This window comes from Flavobacterium sp. GQ95 (genome assembly GCF_059758655.1).
Genome location: NZ_JCAXEB010000012.1, coordinates 139284 through 154445, shown reverse-complemented (window position 1 = coordinate 154445; position 15162 = coordinate 139284). Strand labels below are relative to the sequence as shown.

Here is a 15162-nt window from a genome sequence, read left to right as displayed (position 1 = left end):
CATTGCTCCACGTTCCTGTAAACAGATTTGTTTGTGCGTATGTTGAAAAAGAAATAAATAATAACAATAAGATAATTTTTTTCATTTTGAGAAAAATTTTTGACATTTATTTTGTGACTCAAATATAAATCAAAAAAGCATCACAAATGTGATGCTTTCTTTGTTTCAAAAATGAAAGTTTAAAATATCATTTCAGAATTAAATTTTTGTTTGATAAACAGCTTTACCATTTAAAGAAACTTCGACTTCTCCGGTTTTTTCAGTAAATGTTGTTCTTAAAACACTTCCTTTAAAAAGAGAAACATCTCCATAAACTTTTCCGTTTTCATCTGAAACATATTCGAACAATACTTTTTTATTATCTGGTTCAATTCCAATTTTATAACTGGAGAATTTTGTTCCCTTTAATTTAAATTCTTGCTGTGAATCAATTATTTTTCCGTCAGCATAAAAATTAGTGACTGTTTTACTCAATGTAATGTCCGGGTAAAATTCGTTTACTTTTTGAAGCAAGGCATATTGTGCTGCGTTTGCATCTTCTTGTTTAGATGTAATTGTTTGAGCAAATGAAATGGTTGTTGTGATAAAGGCTAATAGTAAAATGTACTTTTTCATATTTTTAATTTTAGATTAATCGTTTTCAAAACACTTTTGAAAGCCGAATATGTAGAAAAACCAGTCTTTTTAAGATATAGAGAGTTTCTCTACCTAACAAGGTACTAAATATTTACCTTTGCCGAAAATAAAAAGCAATCTTTTAAGATAATGACAACAAAGAAATACGTACAGCTAATTCTTATTTTAGGCTCATTGACAGCGCTTGGTCCTTTTTCAATTGATATGTATTTGCCTGGTTTTTCTGGTATTGCAAAAGATTTACACACAACTGTGGCAAAAGTTTCGATGAGTTTGTCAAGTTATTTTATAGGAATCTCTGCCGGACAATTACTATATGGACCTTTGTTAGACCGTTTTGGGCGAAAAAAACCTTTATTTATGGGTTTGATGGTTTATATTTTAGCTTCATTGGGCTGCGTTTATGTTACTGATATAGATACTTTTATAGGCTTACGTTTTATTCAGGCTATTGGTAGTTGTGCTGCTACAGTAGCTTCTGTGGCAATGGTTCGTGATTTATTTCCGGTGAAAGATATTCCGAAAGTTTTTTCCTTATTAATGCTTGTTCTTGGGCTTTCGCCGATGTTGGCACCAACAATTGGTGGTTATGTAACTGAAGATTATGGTTGGCATACCGTTTTTTTTATTTTGATGTGTATGGGAATTGCTATTTTAATCGCCTCACAAATTGGTTTGCCAAATAGTTATAAACCGGATACTACTATTTCATTAAAGCCAAAGCCAATTATTTCTAATTTCCTAAAAGTGTTGAAAGAACCACAATTTTATACTTACGCTTTTACTGGTTCTATAGCATTTTCGGGGTTATTTACATATGTAGCAGCCTCTCCTATAGTTTTTATGGATATTTATCATGTTGATGCCAAAACATACGGTTGGGTTTTTGCTTTCATGTCTGTAAGTTTTATTGGTTCAAGCCAGTTAAATTCACTTTTATTGAAAAAATTTTCAAGTGAACAAATGATTTTTGGAGCCTTAATTTCTCAATCTGTCATTAGCATCATTTTTTTAATATTGGTGTTAAACAATCTTTTAGGTTTATATGAAACAATTACCATGTTATTTTTGTTTTTAGCCTGTTTAGGAATCTCAAACCCAAATACTGCCGGACTTACAATGGCTCCATTTGCCAAAAATGCAGGAAGTGCTTCAGCATTAATGGGTGCGATTCAGTTAGGTTTGGGCGCACTGGCCTCTTTTGCTGTCGGAATTTTTGTCAAAAATTCTGTCGCACCAATGGTTATTATAATGACAGCAACGACTATCATTGCATTTGTAGTTTTGAATATTGGAAAACGATTTATCAAAGAAAAAATTGAAGTTTCTAATGAAGATGATGTTTTGACCGGACATTAGAAAGAAATAATAAACTCCAATTCTTAATAAAGGCGTCTAATATAAAGTGATAAAATAGAAAAAAGCCAAAATCTATCTTGATTTTGGCTTTTTTATGCAGCTTAGAATTTTAAAAATTGGAATTATTCACTTTGTTGTTTTTTATCTGGCCTTATAATCATTCTAAGAGATTGATCTCTTGCAAAATAAGCTACCATCCAATTCCAAAAAGTATTTAATCTGTTTCTATATGTTATCAAAGAAATTAAATGGATAAACAACCAGATTATCCATGCAAAAAAGCCTTTAAAATGCCATTTTGGGTTTGGTAGATCAACAACCGCTTGATTCTTTCCGATAATTGCCATTGAACCTTTATCATTATAAACAAATGGTTTAAGAGGTTTATTCTGAACCATTGCTTTAAAATTTTTTGCCAAATTTAATCCTTGCTGAATAGCAACCTGAGCCACCTGAGGATGTCCGTCAGGGAAATTTTTATCTCCGGCTGAAATTGCAGTATCGCCAATAGCATAAATATTCTGAAGCCCGTTTACCTTACTATATTGATCAGTTGCCATACGTCTTCCGCGACCATAACTTTCTTTTGGGATTCCTTCAAAAAGTTTAGCAGAAACTCCTGCTGCCCAAATTAAATTTTTGGTTTTGATTGTTTCACCGTTTTCAAAAAACACAGTATCATCAACATAATCTGTAACACGAGTGTGTAGTTTAACTACAACACCCAATTTTGTAAGTGCCTCTAAAGTATCTTTTTGAGAAGCTTCGCTCATTGGAGCAAGTAACGCATCACCTCCATCTACTAAGTAAACATTACTTGCAGAAGTTTCTAGTTCCGGATATTCTTTCAGCAAAATATTTTTTCGCATTTCGGCAAACATTCCGGAAACTTCTACTCCTGTAGGCCCTCCTCCGGCAACTACAATCGTTAATAATTTACGACGCTTTCTAATATCTTTACAAATAGCAGCTTTTTCCAGGTTTTTAAGCAATGCATTACGCATTTCGATGGCATCATTTAAGGTTTTCATTGGAATGGCGTTTTTCATCACGTTTTCCATACCAAAGTAGCTTGTTTCGGCTCCTGTAGCAAAGACCAAGTGATCATACGTTAATTCGCCGTTGTTGAGGATGATTTTATTTTCTTCAGGAACAACAGATAATAATTCTCCTAAACGAAATTGCAGGTTTTTTTTTCCTGCAAAAAATTTTCTGAAAGGGTAACTGATACTTGAAGGCTCTAAAAATGCTGTAGCAACCTGGTATATAAGTGGTGGAAAAAAGTTATAATTGTTTTTGTCTACAAGTGTTACTTGTATCTGTGGATGGTCTACAAGCTCTTTTGCGAGATTGATTCCTGCAAAACCACCTCCTATAATTACTATGTTCATATATGTTGTTATTAAGTAGGCTTCTATGAATAAAACTATTTCTGCTTATAGCAGTTGTATAAATTTAACATTATAATTCCACATACAAAAACCAATTTTGAGATTTATGTTAATTTTTTTTGTAATTAATTATCCAATTTTAGTTTCATCATAAGATCGGTTTGCTCATCATCTCCTAGCTTAAAAATATGTTTGTCAAATTCAACAAAACCATTTTTTCTGTAAAAACTTAATGCTCTAAGATTTTCTTCCCAAACGCCCAGCCACACATATTCACTATTTTTTTGTTTTGCTATTTCGATAGCTTTGTCATAAAGCAATTGTCCTATCTTTTTTCCATGAAATTCTTTTGAAACATATATTCTTTCGATTTCAAGTGTTTTATCGTCTTTTAATTCGGTTTGAGATTCTCCGAAATTAATTTTCAAATAACCAATTACTTCATTATTAAGAGTGGCGAAGTAGAATTCGGAGTTTTTATCTGTAAGTTCGGTAGTAAGTTTTTCAGGTGAAAAACCTTTTTCCAGGTAATCTTTCATATTTTCTTCAGAATTTGCTTCTGAAAATGTTTCATAAAAAGTTTGTCGCCCAATTTTTTGTAATTGGTCAATCTCGTTTAGAGATATTTTTTTTATTTGGATATTTTCTGCCATTGTACCATTGTATTTTTATAATTCAAATTTTCATTTGTTTATAAAAATACAACATAAATCAGCTAAATCAATGGTGCCAAATATTACTTTTTGAATTTTTTAACAGGCTTTTCTGTTATTTCAACTTTGTTTTGTAAAACATAATTAGCCATCAGTTTTTCTATTAGTTCGTCTTTAGTAAGATGATGAAAAACAGTTTTTACTTTTGTTTTTAAGTCCGCTGAAATATCGTGGTTTGGTTTGGTTTTGAAGATTTGTTTGGCCCATAAAAGCGTATTGTTTTCTTCTAAACTAATTACAGAAGGTTTTTGGAATTTAGTAAATTTAATTCCTAATTCCTTTTCAAATTCCGGAATTTCAATTACTTCTTCCTCTTGTAAAACGGTTAACGAAAGCCCCTTTGCTCCTGCCCTTGCCGTTCTTCCGCTTCTGTGAACGTAAGTTTCGTAAGTGTCCGGCAAATGATAATTAACTACATAAGAGATTTCTTTTACGTCAATTCCTCTTGCCGCCAAATCTGTTGCCACTAAAATATTAATATGGCCTTCACGGAATTGCTCCATAATTCTGTCGCGAATTCCCTGAGATAAACTTCCATGAAGTGCTCCTGAAGAAAAACGGTTTATGGCCAGATTTTTAGCTAATTTATTAACTGAAGCTTTTGTTTTACAGAAAATAATTCCGCGTTCGCCTTCTTTAGAATTTAGAAAATGCATTAAAACATCTAATTTCTCAATTGGGTCAACTACAATATATTCGTGATCGATTCCTTGGTTACCAACAGTTTCCATGTTGGCACTCACCTGAACTACATTTTTATTTAAGTAATTCTGAATCAGTTGTTTGATTGTTCCTGGCAAGGTTGCTGAAAACAATAAAGTGCGGTGTTTTTTAGGAAGTTCAGCTACAATTTCGTCTAAACTTTCTTTTAGAATAGAAACCATTTCATCGGCTTCGTCTAAAACTAAATATTGAGTTTGTTTTAAATCAATTGCTTTACGCTGAATCAAATCAATTAAACGTCCCGGTGTCGCCACAACAATTTGTGTTGGTTGTGTTAGACGTTCAATTTGTGGTTTTATTGGGATTCCACCACAAGTTGAAGCTATAGATATGTTTGGAATATGTTTTCCAAAATCTTCTAAATTTCTAAATATTTGCTGTCCAAGTTCCCTTGTCGGAACTAAAATTACGGCTTGAATTGTTGCTACTTCAGTATTGATTAGCTGTAATAATGGCAATCCGAAAGCGGCTGTTTTACCAGTTCCTGTTTTGGCTAAACCAACAACATCGTGCGTTTCAGACAATAAAAGCGGAATTGTTTTTTGTTGAATTTCTGTTGGTTCAACAATGTTTAATTCGCCTAAAGCTTTTAAAATTGGTGCTGAAACTCCTAATGCTGAGAATTGTTTAGACATCTTTTAATTTTTGTTTTTATTGTTTTTTTTGTTTGCTTCGCCAATTCGGCTAAAGCCTCGTGTCACGTTTCAAGTTATTGGATTGTTTATTCAACCGCAAAGTTCGCTAAGATTTACGCTATGAACGCAAAGTTGTCTTTGCGAACCTTGCGAAAAACCTTTGCGAACTTTGCGGTTAAATTATGTTCAAAGTAAGACAACTTGAAACCTGAAACCTGAAACTTTTTTAACCTTTTTCCGAATCAATCCGGTTCGTTCATGATTTTTTCACGGTATTTTTTACCGATTAATAAAACCATTTTCAATTTATAATCGTCAACCAGCCATTCGCGGTAGTTTTTACTGCATTGGCTCAAACATTTTGCGTAACGTTTGATTCGGCATTCGATATCGTCATCAAGTTCTTTTCCTAATGATTTTGCTTCTTGTAAAGTTTCAGTATTGTCTACGCACATTGCAGCATGCTGCTCTAATGATTTGTCTAATACTACTTTAGAACGTAAATTTTGTTTGATGATTAATTTGTGTTCTTCATCAACATCAAAAGTAACATCGGCAGTTTTACTGAATTTTGCACGCAATTCCGGAGGCATACTGTATTTGAAATACAATTCGATTTCAGTATCATCACGCAGATTTTCTAAATAAAATTCAGGTGATTTAAAAATATGTTGCCAGTTTACCGGTTCGCTCCACAATCCAAAACGCGCGGCATTGTTACCTAAATCGATAACCGTAAACTCGTCTTTACCAGGTAATTTACGAGATCCACGACCAATCATCTGGTAGTATAAAGTTAACGATTTTGTTGCTCTGTTTAAGATAATGGTCTCAACAGTTGGCTCATCAAAACCAGTAGTTAAAATTCCTACTGATGTTAAAATCGCATCCGGAGTTTTCTTAAACCACGCTAAAATATCTTTACGTTCTTCTGAACTACTAGTGTTATCAAGGTGTCTAATGTCGTAACCTGCTTCTCTAAACGTTTCATATACATATAGTGAAGTATGAATACCGTTGTTGAAAATCAACGTTTTTTTACCTAATGAACGCTCTGTATACGCATGTAACAGTTTTTCCTGCATAATAGTATTGGTATACAAATCATCAGAAGATTTTACGGTGTAATCTCCGTTAATACCTACTTTTAATGAAGTCAAACCAACATCATAGCTATACGTTGTAGCGCGTGCAAGAAATCCTTTGTCAATCAATGAACTAATAGTGTCACCCACAATAAGTTCGTCATAACTCTGGTGCATTGGTAATTTTATATTCGAACTCAAAGGTGTTGCTGTTACTCCAAGAATAAAAGCATTTTTGAATGAGTTTAATAATTTTCTGAATGAATTGTAATGCGCCTCATCAATAATTACCAAACCAATGTTATCAAGATGTAACTTCTCATCATTGATACGGTTTTTTAAAGTTTCAACCATCGCCACAAAACAAGAATAATCGTTTTGATCAGGCAATTCTTTTACTTTACTATTGATTATTTTGTTGCTAACACCAAACCCTTTAAGCATTTTTGAAGTTTGCTTACAAAGTTCGATACGGTGTGTTAATACAACCACTTTTTTGTCATTATGAGCTAAATAACGACGAACGATTTCAGAAAAAATAACTGTTTTTCCTCCACCGGTAGGTAATTGGTACAATAGATGATGTTGAGCAGGAGCATTATCTAAACGTTCAAAAATGGCGTCAATGTCGCCTTTTTGGTATGCATAAAGTTCTTTTTTCTCTTCTCTTTCTATTTCTAAAGTGTTTTGAGACATTGTTTATTTTTGGATTTTTGCAAAAATACACCTAAAAAACAGTTATTCATCTTATTTTAACCTAAAATAAATGTTTTTTTTAAATAAGATTTTTTATGAGAATGTTATTTAAAGGTCAATTTTTTCTAAAACTGCCTCAAAATCATACTTGTTTTTCCATTTTTGTTTAACAGTTTGCTGTTGAATTTCTAAAATTCGGGGTTTAAAGTCAAACAAAATTCCATTAGAAATTATAAAATTTACAGCTTGCTCGAAAGAATTAAATATGCTTTTGTAAAACAATTCCTGCTTTACTAAATTTCCCGAAGAAAACGTTTGCGCTATTTCGATATTGTACAACATCAAATCAGCAATGATAAAAGGATCAACACCTAACAAAATAAAATGCTTGATCATTTTCTGTGCTACAGACCGACGCATTTTTGCTTTTGGACGCCATTTTGCATTTGGTTTTTTGACAGGAAAATATTCATGAGAAATTTTTGTTTTACTTTCCTGTAAGAGTTTGTCTTCTTTTGGATTGAAAACAAAATCATAAAACGTTTTTACCGGAATAAACTTCTCGTATAATTCGATAATTTGTTCTTCGAGTTGTTCCTTATTTAATTCGGCTAAATATTTTTTTAAATCGCGCTTACTCATTATCAAAGTTTAAGAATACAAAAATAAATAGTTTCCGGATTCATATCGCAAAAACCAACCATAATACTTAATTTTGCTCGTATAAATTCAAAAAATAGATACATGCTCAAGATTTTCAAAGTTACTGCAATTTTAGAAGGAATCTCCTATTTAGTTTTATTCGCAAACATGCTTATCATTAAAAATAGCAATCCGGAACTTTATCATACTGTATTACGCCCATTAGGAATGACACACGGTATATTATTTATTGGGTATATTATTTTGGCATTTTTACTAAGAAAATCTCAAAACTGGGATTTAAAAACCTTCGGAATTATTTTGATTGCTTCTCTTATTCCGTTTGGAACTTTCTACATCGAGAAAAAATATTTAGAAAGTAATGCATAAGCCTTTGGATAAAATATTTAACTTTTTATATCCGCTTTTTAGAGATTGGGGAATGAGTCGCAACTTTGCGTCTTATATTAGTCTCGTCTTTAATATTGCCATCATGGTGGCATTGGCTTATGCCATTTATTATGTCGCAAAATTTGTTTTAGTAACGTTGACCGCCATTTTTGCGCAAAAAACTAAAACAAAGTTTGATGATTATTTGATTCACAATAAAACTACAAAATATACGGCGTATTTAATTCCGTTTTTCTTTATCTATAAGGCCGTTCCAATTATCCTGGACCGTTATGAATATTGGGAAACTCTTTTTGGGAAAATAGTTGGTATTTATATCGTTTTGATCAGTTTATGGATTATCAGAACGATTTTTAATGCCTTACGTGATTATTTAAAACAAAAGCCGGAATACAGCGACAAGCCAATCGATAGTTTCGTTCAGGTTATTATGATTGTGCTTTGGATTTTTGGGGTTGCTATGATTATTTCGACTTTATTCGGAATCAAGAAAGGTGAATTACTTACTATTTTAGGGACACTTTCGGCGATTATTATCTTAATTTTCAGGGATACAATTTTAGGATTTGTTTCAAGCGTTCAGGTTGCGATTAACGACATGGTTCGTATTGGCGACTGGATCACGATGGATAAATTTGGCGCTGATGGAGATGTAATCGAAATCAATTTAACGACCGTGAAAGTTCGAAATTTTGATAATACAATTACCACGATTCCAACGTATTCTTTAAGTTCAGATTCGTTTCAGAACTGGCGGGGTATGCAAAAATCTACAGGAAGAAGAATTAAAAGACATGTTTTAATCAAAAGCAGCAGCATTCGCTTTTTGACTAATGAAGATTTGAATCAGATGAAAAAAGTACAACTTATTTCGTCTTATATCGTTACCAGACAAGCTGAAATTGAAAAATATAATGCAATGCATGGTGTCGATAAAACCTTGTCTTTGAATGGTCGAAACATGACTAATTTAGGTTTGTTCCGAAAATATATCATGCAGTATTTAGTGACGCATCCCGGTTTGAATAAAGATATGCATATTATGTGCCGCCAGCTGCAATCTACTGAGCATGGAGTTCCGTTAGAGATTTATGCTTTTTCGAGTGATAAACGCTGGGCAAATTATGAATATATCATGGCCGATATTTTTGATCATATAATGGCCTCTGTTGAATATTTTGATCTTGAAATATTTGAGTTGCCTTCAAAAATAGGTCGATTAGATTAAAGTTTATTTTGTTTCAAGTTTCAGGTTGTTTGCCTTTGAGTATAATTTAACCGCAAAGTTCGCAAAGATTTACGCTATGAACGCAAAGTTTGACTTTGCGAACCTTGCGAAAAAACCTTTGCGAACTTTGCGGTTAAATACATCGTTATAACTTGAAACCTGAAACAAAGAAAACCTAAAACTATTTTTCAATCTTTTCAAAAATAAATTCTGAGTTATTGTATTCTATAGGAATTTCGGGAAGATAAAGCGGAAGATTAAAATAAGTTCCGATTACACCTTTTCCCAGAATCAGTTTGTTATCTTTTTTTAGTAAAGCTATCGGAATCCTTTTCCAGCTTCCTCCGTTAGAGATAAAATGGAAATCACCTCTTAGCGTGTCACCTCGCATATCCCCTCTTACATCGCCTGAATCCTTCCCAAATTTATGATATAGTATTTCATAACGTCCGTAAAATCTTTTGTCATTTATTTTAATGTCTAAAATCGCGGTATCCTTGCCATTCACGGCACGATAAAAAACATGATTGTATTTATCCTTTTCTTCTTTAGAATTACAAGACATCAAAAAGGTAAATAGAATAAAAATAGTTATAAATTTTTTAAGCATCCTGCGTGCGTTTTTAAAACTTAATTAAATGAACTTATATCACTTATATAGTGGAAAAAAATTATAAACGATCTTTTACGAATTCGATTTGTGTTTTTCCGTGGGCTTTTGGTTTCCCGTCTTCATCTAAATTAACCATTGTTGTGTGGTCAATTGTGATGATTATTTCACGTGTCATCATATTCCTTACGGCGCATTTTAAAACCAGTGATGTATTTCCGAATTTAACGACATCAATTCCAATTTCTACGATATCACCCTGGCGGGCAGAGCTTTTAAAATTGATTTCGGACATGTATTTGGTAACTACTCTTGGATTTTGAAGCTGAACAATGGAGTACAAAGCTAATTCTTCATCAATCCACGCTAATAATTTTCCGCCAAATAAAGTTCCGTTTGGATTTAAATCTTCGGGCTTAACCCACTTTCTGGTATGAAATCGCATAATTTTAATTTATATGAATAAAAATAGATTTTTTGTATTGGAATTTTTTCTAAATTTAAAGAAAAAACATGGCAGATAGAGACACTTTTTTAAGAGAATTCAGAGGCGAAACTTTAGGAACTGTGAGTGCTCAATCTTCGGCAGATGAGTTATTTCAAAATCAGACGATTAGACCTATTTTAAAACTGCAAAATGATTTGTTTATTGCGGTCTTTATCAACTACGTAAATAAAAACAAAGCCGATTTCTATTCGTACACGGTCGAAAAGAAACTTCAGGTCATAGAAAATTCGATTCAAAAAGATATTAAGTTCAGAAATTCTTTAAAAGGAATTGTCATGGCACTTTTTACCATTGAAGAATATGAAACTTACATTCAAAATTCTTCAAGTCTGAACAAAAGAATGATGAACTTATTGATTGATCGCTTGAAAAGTCAGGTGCAGTTGTTTGAATTGGAATCGAATTCGAATTAGTTTTATATTATTTAAATAATACCAATGTCAAGTATGGAGAACAACTTTATTAAAGTAATGTCTAACAAAACAGACGAAGAATTAATTAAAATTGTTACAGTAAATCGTGCTAAATATCAAGAATTGGCAATTGAAGCGGCCGAAAAGGAAATCGATTTGAGAAAAATTGATGCATCTCAATTTGAAAAAATTACTGCAAAAGTTGAAATCGAAAATCAGGTGATCAAAAAGATTGAAAACAATACAGTTAGATCACGAATTCGATTTGTAAATTTTTTAATTGATTTTATGGTAATATTTATTCTTTACTTTATAATTGTTCCTGTCATCGAAGCATTTTTACCATTAATAAATCAAACTGAACGAGCTATTTACAGAATTGGTTCCCTAGTGTTTTTTGTTGCACTGTATTATATTCCGCTTGAATATGGACTTCAAAAAACTTTGGGAAAAATTGTAACTAAAACTAAGGTTGTAACTTTAGAAGGAAACAAACCAGAACTTATAGATATTATTAGCAGAACATTTTGCAGACTTATTCCTTTTGATAGATTTTCATTTCTCTATTCTCGAAATGGCTTTCATGATGCAATTTCAAGAACTAAAGTAATAAAAGATAATGTTTGATCAATTCCGAAATAAATTTTCCCTCGACGATTCAAAATGGATCGAATACACAAACCATTTCAAGCGTCTTGAAGTTTCTGCCAAAACGATACTTTTAGAAGAAGGAGAAATCTCAAAAAGGCTTTTTATAATTGAAAAAGGGTGTATCAGAGTTTGGTTTAATAATAACGGAAAAGATTTAACAACTCAGTTTTTCTTTGAAAATCAAAGCGTTGCATCTATTGAAAGTTTCATAAAAAAAATGCCGAGTCCGGTTGTTATTGAAACCATTGAACCATCTGTTTTATGGTGGATACAAAAAAACGATTTGGATAAAATTTTGGAAGAAATTAAAGAAATTCCAGAATTAAGAGATCGTTTTATTAACATGCTTTTTGAGCGAACTTTTGATTACATGAAACATTTTGTCTCGTTTATAAAAGACTCTCCTACTCAGCGTTATCTTAATTTAATTGAAGAAAGGCCTCAGGTGCTGCAGCGTGTACCACAACATTATATTTCTTCCTATCTTGGAGTCAGTACCGTTCATTTAAGCCGAATCAAAAGTCAACTGCACCACAAAAAATAACTACGTTTCATTTGATAACAAATGTTATCGTCGGCAGAAAAATGACACTCTAACTTTGCATCATAAAATTAAATAATTATGAAAGCAGCAGTAGTTTTTAAAAAAGGCGAGTCGCCAAAATATGCAGAATTTGCAGAACCAATTCCACAAAATGAAAATCAAATTTTACTATTGGTTAAAGCCGTAGCCATTACTAATTTAGACAAAGGAAAAGCCAGCGGTAAACATTATTCATCAGAAAATCAAAATGAAAATGGATTTGTTGTTGGTAGTGATGCTATAGGTTTATTGGAAAACGGAACAAGAGTTTACGCTCGCGGAGTTACAGGTACAATGGCAGAGAAAACAATTATAGATAAAAATATTTTAGTGCCATTACCGGAAGGAATTAGTGATACAATAGCAGCTGCGATGCCAAATGCGGTTGCAGGCTCTGCAATGGCACTTAAATTCAGAGCAGAAATAAAACACGGAGAAACTGTTTTGATAAACGGCGGTGCTGGTTTTACAGGTCAAATGGCTATTCAAATTGCCAAATATTATGGAGCAAAGAGAATAATTGTTACCGCAAGAAATGAAAAAACATTCCAAAAATTATTAGATCTGGGTGCTGACGAAATTATTTCACTAAAACAAGATGATGAAACTATTATCAAAAAGCTTAAGGAAATTCATTTAAATACACCAATAGATATCGTTTTAGATTATTTATGGGGAAATACAGCAGAATTAATTCTCTCAGCTTTAAAAGGAAATGGCTCCTTCACCCATAAAGTACGTTATGTTAATATCGGAAGTATGGCTGGAGATGCTATTCAATTATCAGCGGGGATTTTAAGAAGCGTTGATCTTCAATTATCAGGGTCAGGTCTAGGCAGCTGGACAAAAGAGGAACTAAAATTGTTGTTATCGGAAATACTTCCGGAAATGTTTCTTCTGGCCGCTCAAAATAAAATTAAAGTAAATATCAAAGAAGTTAAACTAATTGATATTGAACAAATGTGGAATGCTGATGTTTCAGATGGTAAACGTTTAGTTGTAATGATCTAACAAAAGAAAAGGTTTGATGAGATACTAATCTCATCAAACCTTTTCAATTTAAATATCTTGGAAAATATTACTCTTTAGATAACATTAATTCTTTAATGTATTTTACGGGAGCACTTCCAAAACTTAGGAATTTTTCGTGAAATTGTTTCAAATTAAATTTATCACCTTCTTTTTTCTTAAGTTCTTCTCGTAGATTATAAATCTCGGTATATCCTGTAAAATACGAACACAATTGTACCTGAGATAGGGTAACGCGCTTCCACTTCCCTTCTGCCTCTGCTTGTTGCTGAAAAGCTTCTCTGGTAAGTAATATCATGGCTTGTTCCTTAGACATATCTTTGGTATGAACGCTAAAGTCTAAAATAGTATTACAAGTTGCTCTTAAATTCCATTTATAATACATCAACCACATTTCATCAGAGTTTTTATAACCGCTCTCTAACATCATTTTTTCAGCATAAACAGCCCAGCCTTCTACCATGGCACCATTTCCTAAAATAGATTTTATAATACTTGGCGACTGATTACTGTAAACCAATTGTGTGTAATGCCCTGGAACCGCTTCGTGAATGTTTAAAATTTGAAGAATATAGTCGTTGTATTCGCGTAAATAACTTTCGGCATTTTCAACCGTCCAGCCTGACATACTTCCCACATTATAATAAGTATCTGCATTTTTATCATAAGGTCCCGGAGCAGAAATGGAAGCACCTGCAACACCCGCCATATAAGCTGGTTCTTTGCGCACCACTAAAGGTTTTGACGGATCGATATATAGTAAATCTTTGGCTTTAACGTAAGCTGTCAACTCTGGAATTTGTTTTTCAATTTCCGATTGAAATTTCTCCGGAGTAGTGTGTTGCAATGAGATTTTGTCAATAACTTGTTTGATTAAGTCTAATTTATCGGCTGGTTTTGGCGTATTTCCTTTGTATTTTGACCAAAGTTTATCTGCGATTACAAACATTTTGTCATGTAAATCATTTTTGTGATCAACCGCAATTTTATAAATTTCATTGGCTGTATAACTTGACTGAATGTCGAAATTGAATTTTTTTGCATATAAATCAGCTCCTAATCTAAACGAACGTGGCGTTTTATTTGGTAATTTTTGAAGCCAGTCAGCATAATCTTTAATGGCTTTTATTGAAACTTTTGCTTTGTCCTGCATTTCTTTTTTCTCAGCAGCACTCAATTTGCTTTGTGTTAAAGCAGCGTTTAAATCATCTTCAAAAACAGAAGAACCACCAATATTTTGTGAAATTGCAAGATCAGTATGTTCAATTGTTGGATTTTTGATATTCTTTTTGGCAGCTTCGTAATAAGCCGGAATGTTATTCATTTTGATATTAAAAGCACGTAAGCGAACTTCCAAAGAATCGTATTTTCCATTTAAAATTTCTGCGAAAGCGCCACAAACATTATATTCTGCAGGATTCCATTCTGACGCTTTTAATTCTTTAATACTGAAAATTGTCGCTTCTAACTGATTTTTTATCATTTGAAAATCGGTCTTGTTATTGTCAGACAAACTTTCAATATCATATTGTTTTAATGAATCTAATTGGGCATTGGCAAAATCAAGTTGTGCTTTCGTTTCCTGTGCATCCGGAACCACCAGAACGCTATCTAATTTATGATAACCAACACCTGAAGCCCAACCCGGATTAATTTTCCATAAATCGGTAACAAATCCGTCTTTGTACTTATCAAATTTTTGATCTAAAGCTTTGTCTGTAGTGGTTTTAGTGCTTTTATTACAGGAAAAAAATAATGAAATGGCAAAAATTGAAATAAACAGTTTTTTCATAAGTTAAGTTTTGATGTTTTAAAGATAGAAAAAATGTTCATTCAGCAAAGCAATTTG

General features: G+C 32.5%; 16 protein-coding genes. 7 read left to right on the top strand and 9 right to left on the bottom strand.

Annotated features, from left to right (window positions below; translation table 11 throughout):
• Positions 1–198 precede the first annotated feature (198 nt).
• Positions 199–615, bottom strand: a complete 417-nt coding sequence (locus tag AC6CH4_RS20960; protein ID WP_192184509.1) for a hypothetical protein — start codon at positions 613–615, stop codon at positions 199–201.
• 150 nt (positions 616–765) lie between these two features.
• On the opposite strand from AC6CH4_RS20960, the gene AC6CH4_RS20955 reads away from it, so the two are divergent.
• Entirely contained in the window at positions 766–1995 is a 1230-nt protein-coding gene (locus AC6CH4_RS20955) for a multidrug effflux MFS transporter (protein WP_498106428.1), read from the top strand.
• Positions 1996–2117: 122 nt separating this feature from the next.
• On the opposite strand, the gene AC6CH4_RS20950 is transcribed toward AC6CH4_RS20955, so the two are convergent.
• From AC6CH4_RS20950 to AC6CH4_RS20930, 5 genes are all read right to left on the bottom strand, one after another.
• Positions 2118–3386 carry an NAD(P)/FAD-dependent oxidoreductase gene (locus tag AC6CH4_RS20950; protein WP_498106426.1) on the bottom strand — a complete coding sequence of 423 codons (1269 nt, stop codon included), beginning with the start codon at positions 3384–3386 and terminating at the stop codon, positions 2118–2120.
• A 125-nt stretch (positions 3387–3511) separates the two neighbouring features.
• The gene (locus AC6CH4_RS20945) at positions 3512–4039 is read right to left on the bottom strand and encodes a GNAT family N-acetyltransferase (RefSeq protein WP_498106424.1); all 528 of its coding nucleotides are present in this window, start codon (positions 4037–4039) and stop codon (positions 3512–3514) included.
• An 83-nt stretch (positions 4040–4122) separates the two neighbouring features.
• Positions 4123–5457, bottom strand: coding sequence for a DEAD/DEAH box helicase (locus AC6CH4_RS20940; RefSeq protein ID WP_498106422.1), 1335 nt, complete (start codon positions 5455–5457; stop codon positions 4123–4125).
• 242 nt (positions 5458–5699) lie between these two features.
• Complete coding sequence (locus AC6CH4_RS20935) at positions 5700–7238, bottom strand: DEAD/DEAH box helicase (protein ID WP_192184503.1); 1539 nt, start codon at positions 7236–7238, stop codon at positions 5700–5702.
• Positions 7239–7346: 108 nt separating this feature from the next.
• On the bottom strand, positions 7347–7880 hold the full coding sequence (locus AC6CH4_RS20930; RefSeq protein WP_498106420.1) for a DUF6155 family protein: 534 nt from the start codon (positions 7878–7880) through the stop codon (positions 7347–7349).
• Positions 7881–7982: 102 nt separating this feature from the next.
• Between AC6CH4_RS20930 and AC6CH4_RS20925 the strand changes: the two genes are divergently transcribed.
• Together AC6CH4_RS20925 and AC6CH4_RS20920 are read left to right on the top strand one after the other, a co-directional pair.
• A complete protein-coding gene (locus tag AC6CH4_RS20925; protein ID WP_498106418.1) occupies positions 7983–8270 on the top strand; it encodes a DUF3817 domain-containing protein in 288 nt (95 codons plus the stop codon).
• Positions 8263–9519 (top strand): mechanosensitive ion channel family protein, encoded by a 1257-nt coding sequence (locus AC6CH4_RS20920; RefSeq protein ID WP_498106416.1) that lies wholly within the window; start codon positions 8263–8265, stop codon positions 9517–9519. Before AC6CH4_RS20925 ends, AC6CH4_RS20920 begins: the two co-directional genes overlap by 8 nt.
• A 181-nt stretch (positions 9520–9700) precedes the next feature.
• Here the strand turns inward: AC6CH4_RS20920 and AC6CH4_RS20915 are convergent, their stop codons facing one another.
• Positions 9701–10129 carry a hypothetical protein gene (locus tag AC6CH4_RS20915; RefSeq protein WP_498106414.1) on the bottom strand — a complete coding sequence of 143 codons (429 nt, stop codon included), beginning with the start codon at positions 10127–10129 and terminating at the stop codon, positions 9701–9703.
• Positions 10130–10190: 61 nt separating this feature from the next.
• Positions 10191–10574: an acyl-CoA thioesterase gene (locus AC6CH4_RS20910; RefSeq protein WP_498106412.1), complete on the bottom strand. Its 384-nt coding sequence runs from the start codon at positions 10572–10574 to the stop codon at positions 10191–10193.
• Positions 10575–10642: 68 nt separating this feature from the next.
• Between AC6CH4_RS20910 and AC6CH4_RS20905 the strand changes: the two genes are divergently transcribed.
• The 4 genes from AC6CH4_RS20905 (at position 10643) to AC6CH4_RS20890 (ending at position 13295) form a co-directional block, all read left to right on the top strand.
• Positions 10643–11050, top strand: a complete 408-nt coding sequence (locus AC6CH4_RS20905) for a hypothetical protein (protein ID WP_026985104.1) — start codon at positions 10643–10645, stop codon at positions 11048–11050.
• 33 nt (positions 11051–11083) lie between these two features.
• Positions 11084–11677 (top strand): RDD family protein, encoded by a 594-nt coding sequence (locus AC6CH4_RS20900; RefSeq protein ID WP_498106410.1) that lies wholly within the window; start codon positions 11084–11086, stop codon positions 11675–11677.
• Positions 11670–12245, top strand: a complete 576-nt coding sequence (locus tag AC6CH4_RS20895; RefSeq protein ID WP_498106408.1) for a Crp/Fnr family transcriptional regulator — start codon at positions 11670–11672, stop codon at positions 12243–12245. The genes AC6CH4_RS20900 and AC6CH4_RS20895 overlap by 8 nt, the downstream gene beginning before the upstream one ends.
• 78 nt (positions 12246–12323) lie before the next feature.
• Complete coding sequence (locus tag AC6CH4_RS20890) at positions 12324–13295, top strand: quinone oxidoreductase family protein (protein WP_498106406.1); 972 nt, start codon at positions 12324–12326, stop codon at positions 13293–13295.
• A 67-nt stretch (positions 13296–13362) separates the two neighbouring features.
• Here AC6CH4_RS20890 and AC6CH4_RS20885 read toward each other — a convergent pair whose 3' ends face one another.
• Positions 13363–15105 (bottom strand): DUF885 domain-containing protein, encoded by a 1743-nt coding sequence (locus AC6CH4_RS20885; protein WP_498106404.1) that lies wholly within the window; start codon positions 15103–15105, stop codon positions 13363–13365.
• Positions 15106–15162: the final 57 nt, after the last annotated feature.

Bases quoted from the DNA above. Each gene is read 5' to 3' on its own strand.
- AC6CH4_RS20960 (WP_192184509.1), bottom strand. From the start codon at position 615: ATGAAAAAGTACATTTTACTATTAGCCTTTATCACAACAACCATTTCA.
- AC6CH4_RS20955 (WP_498106428.1), top strand. From the start codon at position 766: ATGACAACAAAGAAATACGTACAGCTAATTCTTATTTTAGGCTCATTG.
- AC6CH4_RS20950 (WP_498106426.1), bottom strand. From the start codon at position 3,386: ATGAACATAGTAATTATAGGAGGTGGTTTTGCAGGAATCAATCTCGCA.
- AC6CH4_RS20945 (WP_498106424.1), bottom strand. From the start codon at position 4,039: ATGGCAGAAAATATCCAAATAAAAAAAATATCTCTAAACGAGATTGAC.
- AC6CH4_RS20940 (WP_498106422.1), bottom strand. From the start codon at position 5,457: ATGTCTAAACAATTCTCAGCATTAGGAGTTTCAGCACCAATTTTAAAA.
- AC6CH4_RS20935 (WP_192184503.1), bottom strand. From the start codon at position 7,238: ATGTCTCAAAACACTTTAGAAATAGAAAGAGAAGAGAAAAAAGAACTT.
- AC6CH4_RS20930 (WP_498106420.1), bottom strand. From the start codon at position 7,880: ATGAGTAAGCGCGATTTAAAAAAATATTTAGCCGAATTAAATAAGGAA.
- AC6CH4_RS20925 (WP_498106418.1), top strand. From the start codon at position 7,983: ATGCTCAAGATTTTCAAAGTTACTGCAATTTTAGAAGGAATCTCCTAT.
- AC6CH4_RS20920 (WP_498106416.1), top strand. From the start codon at position 8,263: ATGCATAAGCCTTTGGATAAAATATTTAACTTTTTATATCCGCTTTTT.
- AC6CH4_RS20915 (WP_498106414.1), bottom strand. From the start codon at position 10,129: ATGCTTAAAAAATTTATAACTATTTTTATTCTATTTACCTTTTTGATG.
- AC6CH4_RS20910 (WP_498106412.1), bottom strand. From the start codon at position 10,574: ATGCGATTTCATACCAGAAAGTGGGTTAAGCCCGAAGATTTAAATCCA.
- AC6CH4_RS20905 (WP_026985104.1), top strand. From the start codon at position 10,643: ATGGCAGATAGAGACACTTTTTTAAGAGAATTCAGAGGCGAAACTTTA.
- AC6CH4_RS20900 (WP_498106410.1), top strand. From the start codon at position 11,084: ATGGAGAACAACTTTATTAAAGTAATGTCTAACAAAACAGACGAAGAA.
- AC6CH4_RS20895 (WP_498106408.1), top strand. From the start codon at position 11,670: ATGTTTGATCAATTCCGAAATAAATTTTCCCTCGACGATTCAAAATGG.
- AC6CH4_RS20890 (WP_498106406.1), top strand. From the start codon at position 12,324: ATGAAAGCAGCAGTAGTTTTTAAAAAAGGCGAGTCGCCAAAATATGCA.
- AC6CH4_RS20885 (WP_498106404.1), bottom strand. From the start codon at position 15,105: ATGAAAAAACTGTTTATTTCAATTTTTGCCATTTCATTATTTTTTTCC.